This window comes from Nocardia sp. FBN12 (genome assembly GCF_054031145.1).
In genome coordinates this window covers 1188118-1207550 of the sequence record NZ_CM132926.1, presented here as the reverse complement: position 1 = coordinate 1207550, position 19433 = coordinate 1188118, and the positions used below count along the sequence as shown (strand labels likewise).

At 67.8% G+C, this 19433-nt stretch carries 23 protein-coding genes and 1 riboswitch; of the genes, 8 read left to right on the top strand and 15 right to left on the bottom strand.

The window, feature by feature from the left end:
• Positions 1 to 57 precede the first annotated feature (57 nt).
• Positions 58 to 780, bottom strand: coding sequence for a GntR family transcriptional regulator (locus ACWZHB_RS06060; protein WP_427906933.1), 723 nt, complete (start codon positions 778 to 780; stop codon positions 58 to 60).
• Between the two features lie 106 nt (positions 781 to 886).
• Here ACWZHB_RS06060 and ACWZHB_RS06055 point away from each other — a divergent pair, with 106 nt between their 5' ends.
• Positions 887 to 2065: a serine hydrolase domain-containing protein gene (locus tag ACWZHB_RS06055; protein ID WP_427906932.1), complete on the top strand. Its 1179-nt coding sequence runs from the start codon at positions 887 to 889 to the stop codon at positions 2063 to 2065.
• Positions 2066 to 2145: 80 nt separating this feature from the next.
• Positions 2146 to 3369: a threonine ammonia-lyase gene (gene ilvA, locus ACWZHB_RS06050; protein ID WP_427909094.1), complete on the top strand. Its 1224-nt coding sequence runs from the start codon at positions 2146 to 2148 to the stop codon at positions 3367 to 3369.
• A gap of 27 nt (positions 3370 to 3396) precedes the next feature.
• Here the strand turns inward: ilvA and ACWZHB_RS06045 are convergent, their stop codons facing one another.
• From ACWZHB_RS06045 to ACWZHB_RS06035, 3 genes are all read right to left on the bottom strand, one after another.
• Positions 3397 to 3711: a DMT family transporter gene (locus ACWZHB_RS06045; protein WP_427906931.1), complete on the bottom strand. Its 315-nt coding sequence runs from the start codon at positions 3709 to 3711 to the stop codon at positions 3397 to 3399.
• A gap of 10 nt (positions 3712 to 3721) precedes the next feature.
• Positions 3722 to 3786: riboswitch (guanidine-III (ykkC-III) riboswitch) on the bottom strand.
• 64 nt (positions 3787 to 3850) lie between these two features.
• Positions 3851 to 5269, bottom strand: coding sequence for an argininosuccinate lyase (gene argH / locus ACWZHB_RS06040; protein WP_427906930.1), 1419 nt, complete (start codon positions 5267 to 5269; stop codon positions 3851 to 3853).
• A 278-nt stretch (positions 5270 to 5547) separates the two neighbouring features.
• Positions 5548 to 6744 (bottom strand): argininosuccinate synthase, encoded by a 1197-nt coding sequence (locus ACWZHB_RS06035; protein WP_427906929.1) that lies wholly within the window; start codon positions 6742 to 6744, stop codon positions 5548 to 5550.
• Positions 6745 to 6973: 229 nt separating this feature from the next.
• On the opposite strand from ACWZHB_RS06035, the gene ACWZHB_RS06030 reads away from it, so the two are divergent.
• The 5 genes from ACWZHB_RS06030 to ACWZHB_RS06010 all read left to right on the top strand — a co-directional run bounded on the left by ACWZHB_RS06030 (position 6974) and on the right by ACWZHB_RS06010 (position 9155).
• The gene (locus ACWZHB_RS06030; RefSeq protein ID WP_165610251.1) at positions 6974 to 7114 is read left to right on the top strand and encodes a hypothetical protein; all 141 of its coding nucleotides are present in this window, start codon (positions 6974 to 6976) and stop codon (positions 7112 to 7114) included.
• Between the two features lie 25 nt (positions 7115 to 7139).
• On the top strand, positions 7140 to 7271 hold the full coding sequence (locus tag ACWZHB_RS06025; protein ID WP_427906928.1) for a hypothetical protein: 132 nt from the start codon (positions 7140 to 7142) through the stop codon (positions 7269 to 7271).
• A gap of 62 nt (positions 7272 to 7333) precedes the next feature.
• Complete coding sequence (locus ACWZHB_RS06020; protein ID WP_427906927.1) at positions 7334 to 7486, top strand: hypothetical protein; 153 nt, start codon at positions 7334 to 7336, stop codon at positions 7484 to 7486.
• Between the two features lie 58 nt (positions 7487 to 7544).
• A complete protein-coding gene (locus ACWZHB_RS06015) occupies positions 7545 to 8366 on the top strand; it encodes an aldose epimerase family protein (RefSeq protein ID WP_427906926.1) in 822 nt (273 codons plus the stop codon).
• A 30-nt stretch (positions 8367 to 8396) separates the two neighbouring features.
• Positions 8397 to 9155 (top strand): DUF4184 family protein, encoded by a 759-nt coding sequence (locus ACWZHB_RS06010; protein WP_427906925.1) that lies wholly within the window; start codon positions 8397 to 8399, stop codon positions 9153 to 9155.
• An 8-nt stretch (positions 9156 to 9163) separates the two neighbouring features.
• On the opposite strand, the gene ACWZHB_RS06005 is transcribed toward ACWZHB_RS06010, so the two are convergent.
• The 11 genes from ACWZHB_RS06005 to ACWZHB_RS05955 all read right to left on the bottom strand — a co-directional run bounded on the left by ACWZHB_RS06005 (position 9164) and on the right by ACWZHB_RS05955 (position 18368).
• On the bottom strand, positions 9164 to 9385 hold the full coding sequence (locus tag ACWZHB_RS06005) for a hypothetical protein (RefSeq protein WP_427906924.1): 222 nt from the start codon (positions 9383 to 9385) through the stop codon (positions 9164 to 9166).
• 61 nt (positions 9386 to 9446) lie between these two features.
• Positions 9447 to 9950: an arginine repressor gene (locus ACWZHB_RS06000; protein ID WP_427906923.1), complete on the bottom strand. Its 504-nt coding sequence runs from the start codon at positions 9948 to 9950 to the stop codon at positions 9447 to 9449.
• 34 nt (positions 9951 to 9984) lie between these two features.
• Complete coding sequence (gene argF / locus ACWZHB_RS05995) at positions 9985 to 10917, bottom strand: ornithine carbamoyltransferase (protein WP_427906922.1); 933 nt, start codon at positions 10915 to 10917, stop codon at positions 9985 to 9987.
• Complete coding sequence (locus ACWZHB_RS05990) at positions 10914 to 12116, bottom strand: acetylornithine transaminase (protein WP_427906921.1); 1203 nt, start codon at positions 12114 to 12116, stop codon at positions 10914 to 10916. The genes argF and ACWZHB_RS05990 overlap by 4 nt, the downstream gene beginning before the upstream one ends.
• On the bottom strand, positions 12113 to 13021 hold the full coding sequence (gene argB, locus ACWZHB_RS05985; protein WP_427906920.1) for an acetylglutamate kinase: 909 nt from the start codon (positions 13019 to 13021) through the stop codon (positions 12113 to 12115). Before argB ends, ACWZHB_RS05990 begins: the two co-directional genes overlap by 4 nt.
• On the bottom strand, positions 13018 to 14244 hold the full coding sequence (gene argJ, locus ACWZHB_RS05980) for a bifunctional glutamate N-acetyltransferase/amino-acid acetyltransferase ArgJ (protein ID WP_427906919.1): 1227 nt from the start codon (positions 14242 to 14244) through the stop codon (positions 13018 to 13020). The genes argB and argJ overlap by 4 nt, the downstream gene beginning before the upstream one ends.
• Positions 14241 to 15299 carry an N-acetyl-gamma-glutamyl-phosphate reductase gene (argC, locus tag ACWZHB_RS05975; RefSeq protein ID WP_427906918.1) on the bottom strand — a complete coding sequence of 353 codons (1059 nt, stop codon included), beginning with the start codon at positions 15297 to 15299 and terminating at the stop codon, positions 14241 to 14243. The genes argJ and argC overlap by 4 nt, the downstream gene beginning before the upstream one ends.
• 27 nt (positions 15300 to 15326) lie before the next feature.
• Positions 15327 to 16550, bottom strand: a complete 1224-nt coding sequence (locus ACWZHB_RS05970) for a cation:proton antiporter (protein ID WP_427906917.1) — start codon at positions 16548 to 16550, stop codon at positions 15327 to 15329.
• Positions 16551 to 16605: 55 nt separating this feature from the next.
• Positions 16606 to 17157, bottom strand: coding sequence for a hypothetical protein (locus tag ACWZHB_RS05965; RefSeq protein WP_427906916.1), 552 nt, complete (start codon positions 17155 to 17157; stop codon positions 16606 to 16608).
• A complete protein-coding gene (locus tag ACWZHB_RS05960; protein ID WP_427906915.1) occupies positions 17154 to 17723 on the bottom strand; it encodes a TetR/AcrR family transcriptional regulator in 570 nt (189 codons plus the stop codon). The genes ACWZHB_RS05965 and ACWZHB_RS05960 overlap by 4 nt, the downstream gene beginning before the upstream one ends.
• 153 nt (positions 17724 to 17876) lie before the next feature.
• Positions 17877 to 18368 (bottom strand): pyridoxamine 5'-phosphate oxidase family protein, encoded by a 492-nt coding sequence (locus ACWZHB_RS05955; RefSeq protein ID WP_427906914.1) that lies wholly within the window; start codon positions 18366 to 18368, stop codon positions 17877 to 17879.
• 63 nt (positions 18369 to 18431) lie between these two features.
• Between ACWZHB_RS05955 and ACWZHB_RS05950 the strand changes: the two genes are divergently transcribed.
• The gene (locus tag ACWZHB_RS05950) at positions 18432 to 19412 is read left to right on the top strand and encodes a helix-turn-helix transcriptional regulator (RefSeq protein WP_427906913.1); all 981 of its coding nucleotides are present in this window, start codon (positions 18432 to 18434) and stop codon (positions 19410 to 19412) included.
• Positions 19413 to 19433: the final 21 nt, after the last annotated feature.

Here is a 19433-nt window from a genome sequence, read left to right as displayed (position 1 = left end):
TGCTGAACTGACGGTAAGTATCAGCGGTTGCCCAGCGGTTTCCCGGGAATTTCACCCCTATTGCACCGAAGATATATCTTCCGGCGCGAGCAGTCCGGTATCGGTCGGCAGGGTGGCGACCACCGTTTCCAACCTGCGGTGGTGCTCTTCGGCGGTCACGAGCAGGCGGTCGACATCGCGGGCGAGAAACGCGTCGAGCATGGCGATGTGGTCGATGTGCAGGCGCTCGCGGTCGAGCCGGTCGATATGAACCATCGACTGCACCGGTTCGGTGACATTCCACGCGGATTCGAGCATGTGTAGCAGCCGGAACATCCTCGACGGCCTGGTCAGCGCCACATGGAAGCTGCGGGACTGGCGCTGGTAGGCCTCGGGGTCGTCGTCGAGGATGGCGCGTTCGAGTAAGTCGTTCACCGCGAGCAGGTGCGCGCGTTCGGCCTCGTCGGCGTGTGTCGCGGCCGCGGCGAGCGAGGCCGTCTCCAAAGTGTCACGCACGATGTACATTTCGCGCAGTTCACGGGCCGTGAGCTGGGCCACCTGGTAGCCGCGCTGCTGGCGGTGGGTGACCAGGCCCTCCCCGATCAGCGTTTTGAGCGCCTCGCGGACGGGGATGTGACTCACGCCGAACAGCTCGGCGACTTCCCGCAGCGGGATCACGGTGCACGGCGGTACGGCACCGTCGAGGATCACCCGGCGCAGTTCGCCCAGAATCACCTGCGGTCGGCCTGGCTCATCGACCACAAGCCCTGCGAGCAGCGCCGATCGTCGTCTCGGGGGCATACACACATGCTATGGACGGTTTATTGCGCGCGGACTGTTCGATGTGACAGTTAGGAAACGATCACCGTACCGACCGGTCCCCAGTGCGTGATGGCATGCTCGAACGATGGGAGTTTCGACAGCGCAGTCGGTGGATCGCCGTTTCGTCCGCTTGGTCACCGTGTTCGACCACCTGTTCCGCAAGCCCTCGCACGGCGGTGGCGCCCTGTGCGTGTACCTGCACGGCGAACCGGTGGTCGATGTGTGGGCCGGATACGCGAGTCCGGGTGTGCCGTGGACAGCCGATTCGGTGGCATTGGGCTTCTCCACCGGAAAAGGCGTGGCCTCCACGGTGATTCACCAGTTGGCCGATCGTGGGCAACTCGACTACGACAGCCCGGTCGCCGAGTACTGGCCGGAGTTCGCCGCGGCGGGCAAGGCCGGCATCACCGTGCGCGATGTGCTCACCCACCGCGCCGGCCTGCACCGGCTGCGCGGTCTGCTGCCCGGCCCGATCGAGAGTTTCCTCGACGACAAGGCCGTCACCGCCGCGCTGGCCGCGGCCACACCCGACCCCCGGCACCTGATCACCAGCGGCTATCACGGAATCAGCTACGGGCACTTGGCCGCCGAGATCGTGCAGCGGGTCACCGGCCGCGAGTTCGTCGATGTCGTGCGCACCGAACTCGCCGAACCCCTTGCTGCCGAGGAACTCTGGTTCCGGGTACCGCACGACCAGCGCCATCGCATCGCCGCCACCTTCCCGCGTCTGCGGGCCGCGGGCATGAACTGGGACACCGGCTCCGATCTGCTGACCCGCACCCGCTTCGCCGCCGCCGCGGAGACCACTCCGCGCGGTTTCGCCGAGCTGATCGTCGATGAGCGCGTGCACGATTCGGTGATGCCCGGCGTGAACGGCGTCTTCTCCGCCCGCGCTCTCGCCCGTGTCTATGCCGCCCTGGCCAATGGCGGCGAACTCGGCGGCACCCGCATCCTCTCCCCTGACTCGATCCCCCGCTTCGCCACCCGCCAGGTCTTCACCCCCGACTATGTCCTGGCATTTCGCATCCCCTGGGCCATGGGCTTCCATGGCGTCCCGATGAAGCCGTCCAAGGCCGACCCGATCTCCGCCTTCGGCCACTTCGGTCTCGGCGGCTCGGGCGCCTTCGCCGATCCCGAGACCGGCCTCTCCCTCGCCTTCGTCACCAATCGGCTCGGCGGCAAACTCACCCCGCTCGGCGACGCTCGCCTCACCCGTCTCGGCACCATCGCCCACAACATCGCGAAGGCGTCGCCACTGTCATGAGCTACTCGCTGGGCGGTTGATCACTGCACAATATGGACGCAACACCTGGATACCCGACTCGCGATGCCGAACCTGGCACTATGTGGCCGATGGAGACCGTGGGACTGGAGCGGATCGAGGCGGCTGCGCGACTGCTGGCGCCGGTGATTCGGCGGACGCCGATCGTGGGGTCGCGGGTGTTGTCGGAGCGGGCGGGCACACAGGTGCAGCTCAAATGCGAGAACTTGCAGCGAACCGGGTCGTTCAAGCCGCGCGGGGCCTATAACCGGATCGCGAATCTACCCGCGGCGGATCGGGCGCGGGGTGTGGTGGCGGCCAGCGCCGGTAATCACGCGCAGGGGGTGGCGTGGGCGGCAAGTGAGCTCGGGATCGCTTCGACGGTGTTCATGCCGGTCGGCGAGTCGCTGCCGAAACTGGTCGCTACGCGCGCCTACGGTGCCGACGTGCATCTGGTGGGTGACACGATCGACGAATCCTTGGTCGCCGCACAGGAATTCGCCGAACGGACCGGCGCGACGCTGATCCATCCGTTCGACCATCCCGATATCGTCGCCGGTCAGGCGACGGTCGCGCTGGAGATCCTCGAACAGGTTCCCGGGGTGGGCACGGTCGTCGTGCCGACCGGTGGCGGTGGGCTGCTCGCGGGTGTCGCGGTGGCATTGCACGCGTTGGCACCGCATGTCCGGGTGATCGGCGTGCAGGCGGCTGAGGCCGCGGCGTGGCCGGATTCGCTGGCGGCGGGCAGACCGGTGAGGGTGCCGCGGATGTCGACGATGGCCGACGGGATCGCGGTCGGGTTGCCCGGCGCGGTGCCATTCGCCCACGTCGCCGAGCTGGTGTCCGAGATCGTCACCGTCGACGAGGACGCCCTGTCGAAGGCCCTGTTGCTCTGCCTCGAACGGGCCAAACTCGTCGTCGAGCCCGCGGGTGCGGCGGGCGTCGCGGCCCTGCTCACCTCCGCTCTGCCGGAGCTGCCCGGCCCGGTGGTGACCATCTTGTCGGGCGGAAATATCGACCCGCTGCTACTCACCCGCGTGATCGGCCACGGGCTCAGCGCCGCGGGCCGCTACCTGGCCATGCACGTCACGATCGACGACCGTCCGGGCGCCCTGTCGGCGCTGCTGGCCGTGGTCGGGCGCGCGGGCGCGAGCGTGGTCGACGTCGTGCACTCACGGACGGGCCCGTGGCTGGCGGTCGACGAGGTCGAGGTGTCGCTCACCGTGGAAACCCGCGGCTCCGCGCACCGCGACGACGTCCTGGACGCACTGCGTGAGGCGGGTTTCCGCGTCCACGCCGAACTCTAGAAACCCGCGCACCCGAGGTTCACCACGTCAGTGCGCCATTTTGAGCCCGACCACACCGGCCACGATCATCACCAGGAACACGGCCTTCACGACCGAGAAGGCTTCCGCGCCGGTGACCATGGCGTAGACGACGGTCAGGACGGCGCCGATGCCCACCCAGACCGCGTACGCGGTGCCGACCGGGAGATCGCGCATCGCGAGCGCCAGTCCGGTCATGCTGGCCGCCAGGGCTACGCCGAACACCACGGTCGGGACGAGTCGGCTGAAGCCTTCGGTCCGACCGAGCGCGGTGGCCCACACTGCTTCCAGCACACCGGAGATGACGAGCAGAATCCATGACATGACGAGCCTCCTGTGGCCGTCTTGTCGCGTTCCGGGTACGGCTACCCTCGTCCGGGAGCCCCGTTCGGGCTCACTTCCAAATTGTCACAGTGGCAACTGGTTGGCAAGCAGGTGGTGGGTGAAGTCACCACGTGGCCGATCAGCTCAACCAGGCGCGGGCAGCGTCGGCGGTCTTGCGGACTTCGCCGAGTTGCTCGGCCACGCGCACACCGGCGGTGCCGCCGCGAGCGTTGCGCGAGGCGATCGATCCCTCGACGGTGAGGACTTCGCGCACACCGGCGGTGAGTGCCGGGTCGACGGCGGCGAATTCGGCGTCGGTCAGTTCGCCGAGGCCGACGCCACGCGCTTCCGCTGCCCGCACACACGCACCGGCCGCCTCGTGGGCAACGCGGAACGGAACACCTTGGCGCACCATCCATTCCGCGATGTCGGTGGCGAGAGTGAAACCGGCGGGGGCCAATTCGGCCATCCGGTCGGTGTGGAAGGTGAGGGTGCCGACCAGGCCCGCGATGGCGGGGAGCAACAGTTCGAGCTGGGCGACCGAGTCGAACAGGGGCTCCTTGTCTTCCTGGAGGTCCCGGTTGTACGCCAGCGGTTGGGCTTTCAGTGTGGCGAGCAGGCCGGTCAGGTTGCCGATCAGACGGCCTGCCTTGCCGCGGGTCAGCTCCGAGACGTCGGGGTTTTTCTTCTGCGGCATGATCGACGAGCCGGTCGACCAGGCGTCGGCCAGGGTGACGTAGCCGAATTCCGGTGTGCTCCAGACGATGACCTCTTCGGCCATCCGGCTGAGGTCGACGCCGATCATGGCCAGTACGAACGCGGCCTCGGCGGCGAAGTCACGCGAGGAGGTGGCGTCGATCGAATTGGCCGCGGACGCATCGAAATTCAGCTCGGCGGCGATCTGCTCGGGGTCAAGGCCCAGCGAGGAACCGGCCAGCGCGCCCGAACCGTACGGTGAGACGGCGGCGCGCTTGTCGAAGTCGCGCAGGCGTTCGAGGTCGCGCAGCAGCGGGTGCGCGTGGGCGAGCAGGTGGTGCGAGAGCAGCACCGGCTGGGCGGCTTGCAGGTGGGTCTTGCCCGGCATCACCGCGTCCGGGTGCGCGGCAGCCTGCGCGACAAGCGCGTCGACCACATCGAGCACACCGGCGGCGACCCGGCGCACACCGTCACGCAGCCACATCCGGAACAGTGTCGCCACCTGGTCGTTACGCGAACGACCGGCCCGCAGCCGCCCGCCGAGCTCGGTCCCGACCCGCTCGATCAGCCCCCGCTCGAGCGCACCGTGCACATCCTCGTCGGACTCGGCGGGACCGTAGGCACCCGACGCGACATCGGCGGCCAGCGCGTCCAGCCCGGCCAGCATGGCGGGCAGATCGTCGTCGGCGAGCAGCCCGGCCTTGTGCAGCACCCGAGCATGCGCCTTGGACGCGCGAATGTCATAGGGCGCCAGCACCCAGTCGAAATGCGTCGACTTACTCAACGCCGCCATCGCCTCGGCGGGCCCGGACGCGAATCGCCCACCCCAGAGCGCACCTTCGTTGGTTCCAACGTGGGTCATCAGTGCCCTCTCTCGGGTTGGCTTATCGAGCGTACGTTTGGTGCTGACTGATCTCGCAAGTACATGGGTAACTCACCGGGTACGGGCTGAAACGCCCCGCCTCTAGAGCTGGCCGCCTTTCCCGACTTTCCCCGCACCTGAGTCCGGCCAAAGTTCGCGGGGAGGCGGGCGAGCAACTCACCGGGCACGCCCAGGACATCCGTACATCCAAAGGAGTGCCCGGCAAGTCACGCAACCACCACCCCACGACCGGCAAAAGTCGCGGAGAGGCGGAACAGTTAGCTCAGGTCGCGGCGGGCGGCGACCTTGGAGGACAGGCCGTGGATCTGGACGAAGCCCTTGGCCAGGGACTGGTCGAAGGTGTCGCCCTCGTCGTAGGTGGCGAGGTTGAAGTCGTAGAGCGACTGGTCCGAGCGCCGGCCGTTGACCACCGCGGAACCGCCGTGCAGCACCATCCGGATCTCGCCGGTCACGGTCTGCTGGGTGTCGGAGATGAACGCGTCGAGCGCGCGCTTGAGCGGGGAGTACCACAGGCCGTCGTAGGCCAGCTCGCCCCAGCGCTGCTCGACCTGCCGCTTGTAGCGGGCCAGTTCACGCTCGACGGTGACGGCTTCGAGGGCCTGGTGCGCGGTGATCAGCGCGATGGCGCCCGGTGCCTCGTAGATCTCGCGGCTCTTGATGCCGACCAGACGGTCCTCGACCATGTCGAGGCGGCCGACACCCTGCCGACCGGCGCGGGTGTTCATCTCCTCGATGGCCTGCAGCACGGAGACGGGCCTGCCGTCGATGGCGACCGGCACACCCTTCTCGAAGGTGATGATGACTTCGTCGGGCGCCTCGAAGTTCACCGTCGGGTCGGCGGTGTAGTCGTAGACGTCCTTGGTCGGCGCGTTCCACAGGTCCTCGAGGAACCCGGTCTCGACCGCGCGGCCCCACACGTTCTGGTCGATGGAGAACGGCGACTTCTTGGTGACGTTGATCGGGAGCTTGTTCTCCTCGGCGAACGCGATGGCCTTCTCGCGGGTCCAGGCGTAGTCGCGGACCGGGGCGATGACCTCGAGGTCGGGCGCGAGCGCGCCGATGCCGACCTCGAAGCGGACCTGGTCGTTACCCTTGCCGGTGCAGCCGTGCGAGACGGTGGTGGCGTTGTGGAACTTCGCGGCCTCGACGAGGTGCTTGACGATCAGCGGGCGGCTGATGGCCGAGACGAGCGGGTACTGGCCCTGGTACATGGCGTTGGCCTGGATGGTGGGCAGGCAGTACTCGTCGGCGAACTCGTCGCGCGCGTCGACCACGATGGCCTCCACGGCGCCGCAGTCGAGGGCGCGCTGTCGGATCGCACTCATGTCCTCGCCGCCCTGGCCCAGGTCGATGGCCACGGCCACCACCTCGGAACCGGTCTCCTTCGCGATCCAGCTGATGGCGACGGAGGTGTCAAGCCCACCGGAGTAGGCGAGTACGACGCGATCGGACATGTTTGTTGTGCTCCTCGAAGTGGGGTCTTCCTTCGGCTCACGCCGTTGCTACAAATGATTATGCATGATGATGCAATCTCATTCATAACCGGGGGTGCGGGCTCGGACCGGCAACGACCGAAATGGTTGATTACCTGGGACGATACCGGTTTGCGCCTTGGCGAGTACCCTCAGCTGTGAGACGCTGGTCACAGTAGATAGCCATTGGGTCGGGACCGAAGGAGCCATCATGCAGTCGCTACGTGATTTCGCCGAGGCCAACTACGACCTGATCGGCACGGTCGTCATCGGACTCGGGAACCTGGGCCTGACGGTGGCCAAGGCAGTCATCGATCTCGGCACTCCCCTGCTCCAGGGATTCTTCGCCTGACTCATCTCGATCGAAGGAGCACACCATGGATGAAGCCTTGCAGCTACTCTCCGACAATTACGAGGCCATCGCCGGTCTCGGGCTCTATGTCTTGCAAACGGGATTCGAGATCACCGCCCCACTGACCTTGCTGATCCTGAACTTCCTCAACTCCTGATCCCTCGCGTGTGGCACGCTGGGAGAGCACTATTCGGCTCGCCGCACGGGAGGACGAACAAGATGCTCCACTACATCGCCCAGGAATTCTCGACGCTGGGCAACGGTGTTCTCGATGTCGGCAGGGCCGTCGTCGAACTGGTCCAGGACATCATCGACATCGCCACGCCGAACAACGGCGGCGGCGCAGGTGGCGGGCAGTACCCGTTCAACTGAGCCCGACTTCGGCGCGGGTTGCCGCCGATGACCGAGGGCCGCCACTAGTGTGCGGAACATGACCGACGATGTGCGGCTCGAGGCAGGCTCCGCGGCGCTCACGATCGCCCCTGACGACGGCGGCGCGATCCACAGTCTCACCGTCGACGGCACCGAACTGCTCCGGCAGGACCCCGGCACCGGCTGTTTCGTGATGGCGCCGTGGGCCGGTCGGCTCGGCAAAGGTGAACTGACCGTCGGTGACCGGACCTATCAGCTGCCGATCAACAATCCCCCGCACAGCATCCACGGCACCGCCCGTGACGGCGCGTGGGACGTGGTCGCGGCGTCGCCGTCCGAGGCGACGATCCGGCATCGCCTCGGTGACCCGTGGCCGTTCGCGGGCACCGTCACCCAGACGTTCACCCTCACCGACACCGGCCTCGTCCTCGCGATGCGCATCGCCACCGATCACTACGCCTTCCCCGCCCAAGGTGGTTGGCACCCGTGGTTCCTGCGCGAGATCCCGCCCGCGACGGGACCGGTTCGACTCGACTTCGACCCGGCGTGGCAGTGCGAACGCGGCGACGACTATCTGCCGACCGGCCGCCGGATCGCGCCGACCCCACCCCCGTGGGATGACTGCTTCGGCATGCCCAACGGCGTCCTCGCCCGCCTGACCTGGCCTGGTTTCCTCGAATTCACGATCACCAGCGCCGTCCACGATGTCGTCGTCTGGACGCTGCCCGAGGAATCACTGTCGGTGGAAGCGCAATCCGGCCCACCCAACGGACTGAACACCGAACCCCGAATGGTCACCCCGGACTCGCCACTCGACGTCCGCGTCGACTGGACGTGGCAGCGGTTGTCCCAGGACCGAACACAGTCGAAGCCTGAGTAGCCCCGCACCGCAGCCGATTACGGTGAAACGGTGCCGATCACGTTCGCCCATCCGATTGCGGTTCTGCCCTTCGCTCGATACCTCCCCCTTGCCGCCCTCGTCGCGGGATCCATCGCCCCCGATGTCGTCTACTACCTGCCTGGCCCCCTCTCCGGCACGACAACCCACTCGGTCGTCGGCGTCCTGTGCTGGGACCTGCTGATCGGCCTCGGGCTGCTTCTCGCCTTCCGGCTTTCGGTCGGCCCGGCCTCGACTCTTCTCCGCCTCGCGCCTGCCGCCACCGCCGATTCCGGATCGGCCCGGTTCCAGGTGGTTGCGACGGTCGCCGCCATCGTGCTCGGTGCGACAACACACGTGATCTGGGATTCCTTCACTCAGACATCAGGTTTCGCGGTCCAGCACTGGGATCTGTTGCGGACTTCGGCCATCGAGCCGCACAAGACCTACAACGTCCTCGGCTATGTCTCCTCTCTCGCCGGCACAGCGACCCTCGCCTACCTGCTGGTGCGCCGCACCCGCCGCCCCGTCTGCGCTCCCACCTGGTCGCACCGGGCCGTCGTCGCCGTCCTGCTCGCCGCGCCCGTCATCGGTGCGGCACTCGCCGTCGACGACCCGATCACCCGGGTCAGCACCTACGACCTGATCCGGCACACGATCGTCGGTGCGGCCCAGGCGACGGTCGCCGCCTGGACGACCTACGCCGTGCTCTGGCATGTCGGCGCCGGTCGAACACGTTCAGCTCGGGCAGCGAACGCTGCGAGAGGTAAGAGCGACGAGGAAGCACGGTAGCGCTCACGTCATCCACGGACGCGTCCGATCCCCGCTGCGAAATCATCGAGGGCCGTGAGAATTCCGTCGGCCTGCCAGACTCGGTTCCTGGCGCGCTGCGACACCTCACGCAGCACGCCGGACTGGACGAGCCGATCGATCGCCCGCTGCGCCGCGACCCCACTGGTGCCGAAAGTTCCGGCAACGTAAGCGCTGTTCACGACCGGCTGCGCGATGAGACTGTCGATCATCTTCCAGACAACGGAATCGGCGCGAGCGGTGGTCTGTTCGCGGTAGTTAAGTAACAGGTGGTCAGGCCAGGTCTTCGATTTTCGCGGCCAGTTCGGCGCCGGTGAGGGGTTCTCGGGCGATGACGGCGATGGTGTCGTCGCCGGCGATGGTGCCGACGATGAAGGGCAGGGCGGCGCGGTCGAGGGCGCTGGCCAGGAAGTGGGCGGCGCCGGGTGGGGTGCGCAGGACGGCGAGGTTGCCGCTGGCGTCGGTGGAGACGAGCAGGTCGCCGAGGAGTTTGGACAGGCGGGCGGTGCCGCCGGTGACGCCGCGGACGGGGTTGCCGTCCTCGGGGACGATGTAGACGCCCGCGCCGCCGTCGGCCGCGCGCAGTTTCACCGCGCCGAGTTCGTCGAGGTCACGTGACAGGGTGGCCTGGGTGGTCTCGATGCCCTCGGCCGAGAGCAGCGCGGCGAGTTCGGTCTGGCTGCGGACCGAATGCGAGGTCAACAGGTCGATGATGCGCGACTGGCGGCCGGCGCGGGTGCGGGCGATCGCGGGCGAACCCTTCTCCGGTGCGCTCATCGCCCGACCCCGGCGCCGGCCTCGGTTCGCGGTCTCACGCGGCGGCTTTCGCGAGCAGCCACACCAGCAGCGCCTTCTGCGCGTGCAGCCGGTTCTCGGCTTCGTCCCACACCACGCTGTGCCCACCGTCGAGGATCTCGTCGGTGATCTCCTCGCCGCGGTGGGCCGGAAGGCAATGCAGCACAATCGCGGCCGGATCGGCGTAGGCGAGCAGCTCGGAGTTGAGCTGGAACGGGCGGAAGGGGCCGACCCGGTCGAGACCGTCGTTCTCCTGGCCCATGGAGGTCCAGGTGTCGGTGACGAGCACGTCCGCGCCGGTCGCGCCGACCACCGGGTCACCGGTAACCGACACTGTCGCACCGGTTTCCGCGGCACGCTTGGCGGCGGCGTCCAAGATCCACGGCAGCGGTTCGAAGCCCGCGGGTGCGGCCACGGTCACGTTCATGCCGGCAGTCACGCCACCGAGCAGCAGCGAGTGCGCCATGTTGTTGGCACCGTCACCGAAGTACGTGAGGTTCAGTCCCGCGAGGGAACCCTTGCGCTCGCTGATCGTCTGCAGATCGGCGAGCACCTGGCACGGATGGAACTCGTTGGACAGCGCGTTCACCACGGGAACCGTTGCGGTGACAGCCATTTCGTCGAGACGGGACTGCTCGAAGGTCCGCCAGACGATGGCGTCGACATAGCGCGAGAGCACGCTGCCGGTGTCGCCGAGGGTCTCCTCACGACCCAGTTGGGTGTCGCGACCGTCGACGACCACCGCGTGCCCGCCGAGCTGCGCGATACCCAGCTCGAAGGAGAAACGGGTGCGGGTGGAGTTCTTCTCGAAGATCACCCCGACCCCGCGCGGGCCGTCGAGCGGCCGGTGCAGGAAGGGGTTCTTCTTCACTTCGGCGGCGATGGCCAGGATTTCGGCCTGTTCGGCCTGGGTCACATCGTCGTCACGCAAGAAATGACGCAGGGTCACTTGGTCGCTCCCTTAGCATCGGCGGCGGCCTTGTCGAGGATCTCGGGCAGGTCGGCGACGAAATTGTCGGCCTGGGTCTCGGTGAGTACCAGGGGTGGCGCCAACCGGATCACGTTGGGCTTGGCGGGGTTGAGCAGGTAGCCGGCCTCGCGCGCGCGTTCGTCGACATAGGCGGAGATGTCGTTCTTCAGCACGATGCCGATGAGCAGACCCGCACCACGCACGTGGTCGATCTCCGGATGCTCGAGCAACGCGATGCCGTCGCTGAGCTTCTTGCCCACCCACTCCACGTGGGTCAGCAGGTTATCGGAGTCGATCGTGCGCAGCACGGCCAAAGCCGCTGCCGCGCAGACGGGATTGCCGCCGAAGGTGGTGCCGTGCAGACCCGGCGTGAGCAGTTCGGCGGCGCGGCCCTGGGCCAGCACCGCGCCGATCGGCAGGCCACCACCGAGCCCCTTGGCCAGGGTGATCGCGTCGGGCACGATGCCCGCCGCCTGGTGCGCGAAAAATGTTCCGGTGCGCCCGATTCCGGTCTGGACCTCATCGAGGATCAGCAGCGCCCCAGCCCTCGATGTGATCTCCCGCGCCTTGGCGAGGTAGTCGAACGGCGGGACGACCACACCGCTCTCTCCCATCATCGGTTCGAGGAACACCGCGGCGGTGTCGGAGTCGACCACCGCTTCGAGCGCGGCGGCGTCACCGTAGGGCACGTGCACGACACCGGGCGGCATCGGCTCGAACGGCGTGCGCTTGGCAGCCTGGCCGGTCAGCGCGAGCGCGCCCATCGTCCGGCCGTGGAAAGCCTCCTCGGCGGCAACGATTTTCGACCGGCCGGTCAGCCGTGCGATCTTGAACGCCGCTTCGTTGGCCTCGGTGCCGGAGTTGCAGAAGAACGCCTTGCCCTCACCGTCGCCAAAATGAGCGAGCAGCTTCTCGGCCAGCTCGATCACGGGCTCGCTGGCGTACAGGTTCGACACGTGGCCGAGCGTGCCAAGCTGCTGGGTGACCGCTTCCAGGATGGCGGGGTGGGCGTGGCCGAGGCTGTTGACCGCGATACCGCCGAGGAAGTCGATATAGCGCTTGCCGTCGGCGTCGTAGAGCACCGCACCGGCGCCGCGCACCAGCGCGACCTTCGGGGTGCCGTAGTTGTCCATCATCGCGGCCGACCACCGCTGCTGCAGCTTCTCTACTTCGCTCATGATTGCGTTCCATCCGACGACCCGGCGGGGGTCACCATGGTTCCGATTCCTTCTCCGGTGAACAGCTCCAGTAGTACCGAATGCGGGACGCGCCCGTCGATCACGTGGGCACTGGGGACCCCGCCGAGCACGGCGCGCAGACACGCTTCCATCTTCGGCACCATGCCCGCATCCAGGCGCGGCAGCAACTTCGCCAACGCGTCGGCGTCGATCCGGCTGGTCAGCGAGGAGCGGTCGGGCCAGTCGGTGTAGAGGCCCTCGACGTCGGTGAGCACGACGAGTTTCTCCGCGCCGATGCCCTCGGCGAGTGCGGCGGCGGCGGTGTCGGCGTTGATGTTGTGCACCACGCCGTCGGCGTCGGGGGCGATGGTGGAGACCACCGGGATGCGGCCCGCGTCGATCAGGTCGAGCACGGCGCCGGGGTTGACCTCGGTGACGTCGCCGACCAGGCCGATATCGGTGGCGACACCCTCGACCGCCACGGTGCGCCGGGTGGCGGTGAAGAGATGCGCGTCCTCGCCGGAGATGCCGACCGCGTACGGGCCGTGCGCGTTGATCAGCCCGACGAGCTCACGGCCCACCTGACCGAACAGCACCATCCGCACCACATCCATCACCTCGGGGGTGGTGACGCGGAAGCCGCCGCGGAATTCGCCTGCCATACCGAGCCTTTTCAGCATGGCGTTGATCTGCGGGCCACCGCCGTGCACGACCACGGGGTGCACACCCACGGTGCGCAGGAACGCCATGTCGGCGGCGAAGGCCGACTTGAGTTCGTCGTCGATCATGGCGTTGCCGCCGTACTTCACGACGACGATCTTGTCGCGGAACTTCTGCAGCCACGGCAGCGCGTCGGCGAGCACGTGCGCTTTGTCCAGCGCCGACAGGCTGTGCACGACGCTCATGAGCTGTACGCCGAGTTCTCTTCGACGTAGGCGTGCGAGAGGTCGGTGGTGCGCACCATCGCGGTACCGTCACCGACGTTGAGCTCGATCAGCACCTCGATGTCCGCGCCGGACAGGTCGACATCGCGGGCGCCGGGCGCGCCGACACTGTCGACGCAGACCGGATTTCCGTTGAACGACACCGCGATCCGGTTCGGGTCGAGGGTCACCGGCGCGATGCCGACGGCGGCGAGCACGCGACCCCAGTTCGGATCGGAACCGAACAGCGCGGTCTTGACCAGACTGTCGCGGGCGACCGCGCGGGCGGCGGTCAGCGCCTCATCCTCGGAGACCGCGCCCGCGACGGTGACCTGGACCCGTTTGGTGACGCCCTCGGCATCAGCCATCAACTGCGCGGCCAGGTCGTCGCACACGGTGAACACCGCGGCGTCGAGATCCTCCTGCGAGGGTGCGACGCCGCTGGCACCGTTGGCCAGGAGCAGCACGGTGTCGTTGGTCGAGCACGAACCGTCGACATCGAGCCGGTCGAAGGTGTATTTCGTGGCCTTGCGCAGCGCGGAGTCGAGCTGATCGGGCGTGGCGACGACGTCGGTGGTGAGCACGACGAGCATGGTGGCCAGCGACGGCGCGAGCATGCCCGCGCCCTTGGCCATGCCGCCGACGTTCCACTTGTCCTCGCTGTGGAACGCCGACTCCTTCGGGACGGTGTCGGTGGTCATGATGGCGTGGGCGGCGTCGGAGCCACCCGACATGCCGCCGCCCATCTCGTGCACGATCTCGGTGATCCCCGGGATCAGCTTGTCCATCGGCAGGCGGTCACCGATGAGACCGGTGGAGCAGACCGCGATCTCGCCGGCGCCGGTCTCGGTGCCCCAATTGCTCAGTGCCGCGGCGAGTTCCTCGGCGGTCTTGTGGGTGTCCTGGAAGCCACCGTGGCCGGTGCAGGCGTTGGCGCCGCCGGAGTTCAGGATCACCGCGCGCAGATGACCGGTCTTCAGCACCTGCTGCGACCACAGCACCGGCGCGGCCTTGACCTGGTTGCTGGTGAAGACACCGGCCGCCGAGTATTCGGGGCCCTCGTTGAGCACCAGGGCGAGGTCGGGCTTGCCGCTGGCCTTGATGCCGGCCGCGATGCCCGCCGCGCGGAAACCCAGCGGCGCGGTGACGCCCTGGGTGTGGATCAGTTTGCCGTGGTCCGGGGTCTGCGGATCAGGGGTCGTCACGGTGCCACTCCTACGGTGGAAAGTCCTGCGGTCTCGTCGAATCCGACGGCCAGATTCATCGATTGCACCGCGGCGCCCGCGGTGCCCTTGGTCAAGTTGTCGATCGCGCCGATCACCACCAGCAGACCCGCGTCGGCATCGACAGCGACCTGCAGCGTGATGGCGTTGGAGCCGAGCACCGAACCAGTCTGCGGCAGTACACCTTCGGGCAATAGGTGCACGAACGGTTCATCGGCATACGCCTTTTCGTAGACCGCGCGTGCCTGCGCGGCGTCGACCTTCACCGGGGCGGTGCAGGTGGCGAGGATGCCACGCGGCATCGGGGCGAGCACCGGCGTGAACGACACCGAGACATCGACGCCGCCCGCGGCTTTCAGGTTCTGCGCGATCTCGGGGGTGTGCCGGTGCGCGCCCGCGATGCTGTAGGCCCGGACACTGCCCATCACCTCGGAACCGAGCAGACCGACATCGAGCTTGCGGCCCGCGCCCGAAGTACCGGTCACCGCAACGACATTCACCGTCGGCTCGATGATCCCGGCGGCGATCGCCGGGGCCAGCGCCACGCTCGACACGGTCGGGTAGCAGCCGGGCACGGCGATCCGCCGGGCACCGGTCAGCTTCGCCCGCGCACCGGGCAATTCGGGCAGGCCGTAGGGCCAGCTGCCCGCGTGGGAACTGCCGTAGTACTTCTCCCAGGCGGCGGCGTCGGTGAGCCGGTAGTCGGCGCCGCAATCGATGATGATCGTCTCGTCGGGCAGGGCGGCCGCGATCGCGCCGGACTGACCGTGCGGGAGGCCGAGGAACACGATGTCGTGACCAGCCAGGATGTCGGGGGTGGTCTCCTCGAGGATCCGGTCTGCCAGGGGCAGCAGATGCGGCTGCAACGCGCCGAGGGCGGTACCCGCGTTGGAACCGGCGGTCAGCGCCCCGATCTCGAGGCGCCCCGCTCGGTATTCGGGATGCCCGAGCAGTAGACGCAACACTTCGCCACCGGCGTATCCACTCGCACCGGCAACCGCCACCCGCAACACGGGTCCTCCCGACGTATCGACCATGTGATGATTATGCACGACTATGCAAGCTCATTCATGAGCGGGTGTGACCGACTTCGCCTCCGACGCCCCGATCAGACGCGCGACCAGCGGAAACACCAGGACGGTCGTCGCGCCCGCCGCCACCAGGATCGAGGCGACATCGGCGGTCAGCAGGCCGGTCTGGGTGGCCACCTGCGTCACCGCGACGATGATCGGCAGGCCCGTCGCGGCATAGAGCGCCAATTCGACGCGCTCGCGTTCGGTCGGCAGATTGTCCCCGCGCGGCACGAAACGCTCGCTCAACCAGACCGGCAATCCGCGCGCGACGGCGATGGTGACCACGAACCACAACCACAGCGCCGGATTGCGCCCGACCGCCGCCACGTCGATTCCCATCCCCGACACCACGAAGAACACCGGGATCAGCAACCCGTACCCGATGGCCTCGAGCGACGAGTCCACATCCGGGTGTCCCGCCGCGATGAGCCGCCGCAGGATCATGCCCGCGGCGAACGCGCCGAGCACCACATCCAGATCGAAGACCTCGGCGAGCACCATCAGCACCAGAAGCAGCAGCACCGCTCCGCGCACCGGCAATTGCGAGGTACCGCCACCCAGCCTCGCCAGCCCGGCGCCCAGATCAGGCATGCGATCGAACATCCGCACCGGCACGAACCCCACGACCACGGCCGCCACCACGAACATCAAGACGATCACCACCGCGCTGCCCGCGTCACGACTGGTGAGCAGCACCGACATCGCCACAATCGGCCCCAGCTCGCCCACCGCGCCGTGCGTCATCACCGCCCGGCCCAGTGGTGAGTCGACGATCCCCGCCTGCTTCAGGATCGGCAGCAGGGTGCCGAGCGCGGTGGAGGTCAACGCGATGGCGACCGCGACGCGTGTGCCGTTGGACGTCTCCGTCGCCACCATGACGATCACGAAAGCGAACAGCAGGCACACGATCCACACCACCCACGCCGTCCGCCCCGATCGGCCGCGCAGCAATCGCGGATCGAGCTCGTAGCCCGCCAGCAGGAACAGCATCCCCAGTCCCAGCTCGCTGACCAGGTCGACCCCTCCCGCGCTGCTCGCCCACCCGAGCACATGCGGCCCGACCACCGCCCCGGCCACCAGCAGGATCACCACATCCGGCAGATACCCGCGCACCAGCCGCGACAGCAGCGGCGCGACCACCGCGATGAGGGCGATCCAGAACAGCGAGACGATCGGCGACGCATCGCCGGCACCCTCGGAAGCGAGCAGATCCATGCAGGTCATCGTGGCACAGCGGCACACCTGATCCCCGAAACGCGCGGGCGAGCTGTCACGTCGGCGGCAGCGGCACGCGGTCGTCGACGGTGCCCGGTTCCGGCAGGAGATGGGCAAGGAGAAGTTTGATCAGCAGGACGGGTCCGAACCAGAGCAAGAACGTCGGAACCGCGAGCACGGCGGTGGTGATCGCGGTCCCGAAGACGGTGGCAGCGAAGGCGATCGGAGTGCGGAGGTGATTCGGCGCCGAGGTCACCACCACGGCAGCCGCGACGACGAGCCCATAGATCGCGGCCGCCGTCCACCCACCGAACCCGGGCACCACCAGTGCCAGCAGGAACGGCTGGACGTGGACCGCCACGAACGTGAGGTGATGGCGGGCATGGCGGCCGGGCCGATGGAACCAGCGTTTCGCCGATGCGGTCGCGTTCACGACCGCGCCACCGAACAGGTCGAAGCCGACCAGTGCGACCACGACGATCATCAATACGGACGAGCCCCTGGCGAGCAGACCGGCGGTCACCGCGCCGATGACCGCCGCCGAATAGCACAGGGCGGCTTCGCTTCTCGTCGCGTTCGGGGCGATCAGACGGTCGGTGATCGTCATCGCCGGATGCCTTCCACGCACACGGCCACGATGGGTTCGGCCAGGTCGGCGAGCCGGACCTGATCGTCGGCGAGCCACTGCACCAGGCAGCCTTCGATCGCCCCCACGATCACCGCCGCGTGCCCCGGTCCGATTCCCGCCCGTAGCTGCCCGTCGGTGCCCGCCTCACGCAGCAGGTCGGCGATCGCCGCGCGGTACTCCGCGTACACGGCGCCCATATCTATCGGAGTGCGGGCGGCCCACACATCGAGCAGCACGCGCGCGTGGTCGGGCTGCGCCGCCAGCATCGCGACCGTCGCCCGGATCAGCTCGGCCAGTCGATCCAGCGCCGAACCGGTCGCGGGAAGCGCGAGCTGTTCCCGCGCGCGAGCACGGTACTGGTCGAACGCCGCGGTCAGCAGCTCCTCCCTGCTGCTGACCGCAAGGTAAACACTGCCTTTCGCGACACCGGCCTCGGCCGCGACATCCTCGATACGGGATGCGGCGAAACCTTTCCGCGCGAAGACCCGAACGGCGGCATCCAGGATTTCGGTCCGCCGGGCACTGACATCTATTCTTTTCGGCACGGTCCGATTATGACTGACCGGACAGTCATTATCAAGGACACGGCGCCGCGGATGCGGCTGTCGAACAGCTCTATCGGAGGCCTTCCGGAGCGAGGCCGAGGGTTGGCGACCGAGAGAGAAATCCGTACCTGATGGCCTGGTCGACCAGGTGACTCACTCCTTGCGGACGACAGTTTCGCCGGCGCCGGGTTTCCAAACAGTGATGTCGAGGCGGTCGTCGTTCGTTTCGACGGTGGAGGCGCCGGTGAGATCGGCGACGTAGAAGTGGTCGAATTTCTGGCCGCGGATATCGAAACCGCTGTCGTCGAACAGCTTTTGGGCGAAGCGGGCATGGACGGCTTCGTCCTGCAGGTCGGTGACGGTGCCGAAGAGTTTGGCGTCGCCCTCGGAGACCATGGTGTCGACGGTGGCGGTGTGCAGGCAGAAGCGCGGGTCGCGGGCGAGGTCGTCGAATTTTCGGGTGTTCGGCATGCCGGCCAGGACGAGCATGCCGTCGAAGATCATCGGTTCGATCGGGCTGATGCGTGGTGATCCATCAGCGCGCAGGGTGCCGAGCATGCACAGGTTGCCGGTGGCCTGGTGCCTGCGCTGGAACAAGGCCGCGATGCTCGGTGCTTCTTCGGTGAACTGGCTCCACGTGGTCATATCTCGTACGGTACGACGCAACCTTGCCATCTTGTGTCAGGTTTTGCGGCTAGTCTCGAGGATATGCGAGCGAGCAGGCTGGTGCAGCTGCTGCTCCTGTTGCAAGCGGGCGGCGGCGCGACCGCGAGCCAGCTGGCGCGGGAGCTGGAGGTGTCGGTGCGCACGGTGTACCGCGACGTCGAAGCGCTGTCGGAGGCGGGCGTTCCGGTGTACAGCGAACCGGGGCGCGGCGGGGGCGTGCGGTTGATCGACGGCTATCGAACCCGCCTCACCGGCCTCACCTCCGACGAAGCCGACGCCGTGCTGCTCGCGGGCCTCCCCGGTGCCGCCGCCGACCTGGGGCTCGGCACGGTCCTGGCCACCGCCCAGCTGAAGATGCTCGCCGCCCTGCCGCCCGAATTACGCGGCCGCGCAACCCGAATCGCCGAACGCGTGCACATCGACATGCCCGGCTGGTTCCAGCGCCCCGACGAAACCCCCACCCTCGCAACGGTTGCCGACGCCCTCTGGCACGACCGCTGCCTCGCGATCACCTACCGCCGCCGCGATCGCGCGGTAGAACGCACCCTCGACCCACTGGGCCTGGTGATGAAAGCAGGCACCTGGTATCTGATCGCCCGCGACCACTCCGACATCCGCTCCTACCGAGCCGGCCGCATCACCACAGCCGAACCCACCGGCGAATCCTTCACCCGCCCTACTGATTTCGACCTCGCCGACCACTGGAAATCCGCAGCCGAGGGATTCGCACGATCCATGCTGCGAGTCAGCGCCCACTGCCGGATCTCCACCGCCCACCTGAGTCTGCTGCGCCTGATGAACGACCCGGCCGCGGTGCGCGAGGCCCTCTCATCCACGGGAACACCCGACGCCGACGGCTGGACCGACATCACCATCCCCGCCGAGTCCTACGAAGTCCTGGCGCACGCCCTCCTCCCCCTGGGCGAACACGTCGAAGTCCTCACCCCACCCGAACTCCGCGCGACCATGACCGCCACAGCCGCAGCCATGCTCGCGCGCTACCACCGATCGACGGACGACTAGCCGTCACCGCTGTCACATCGA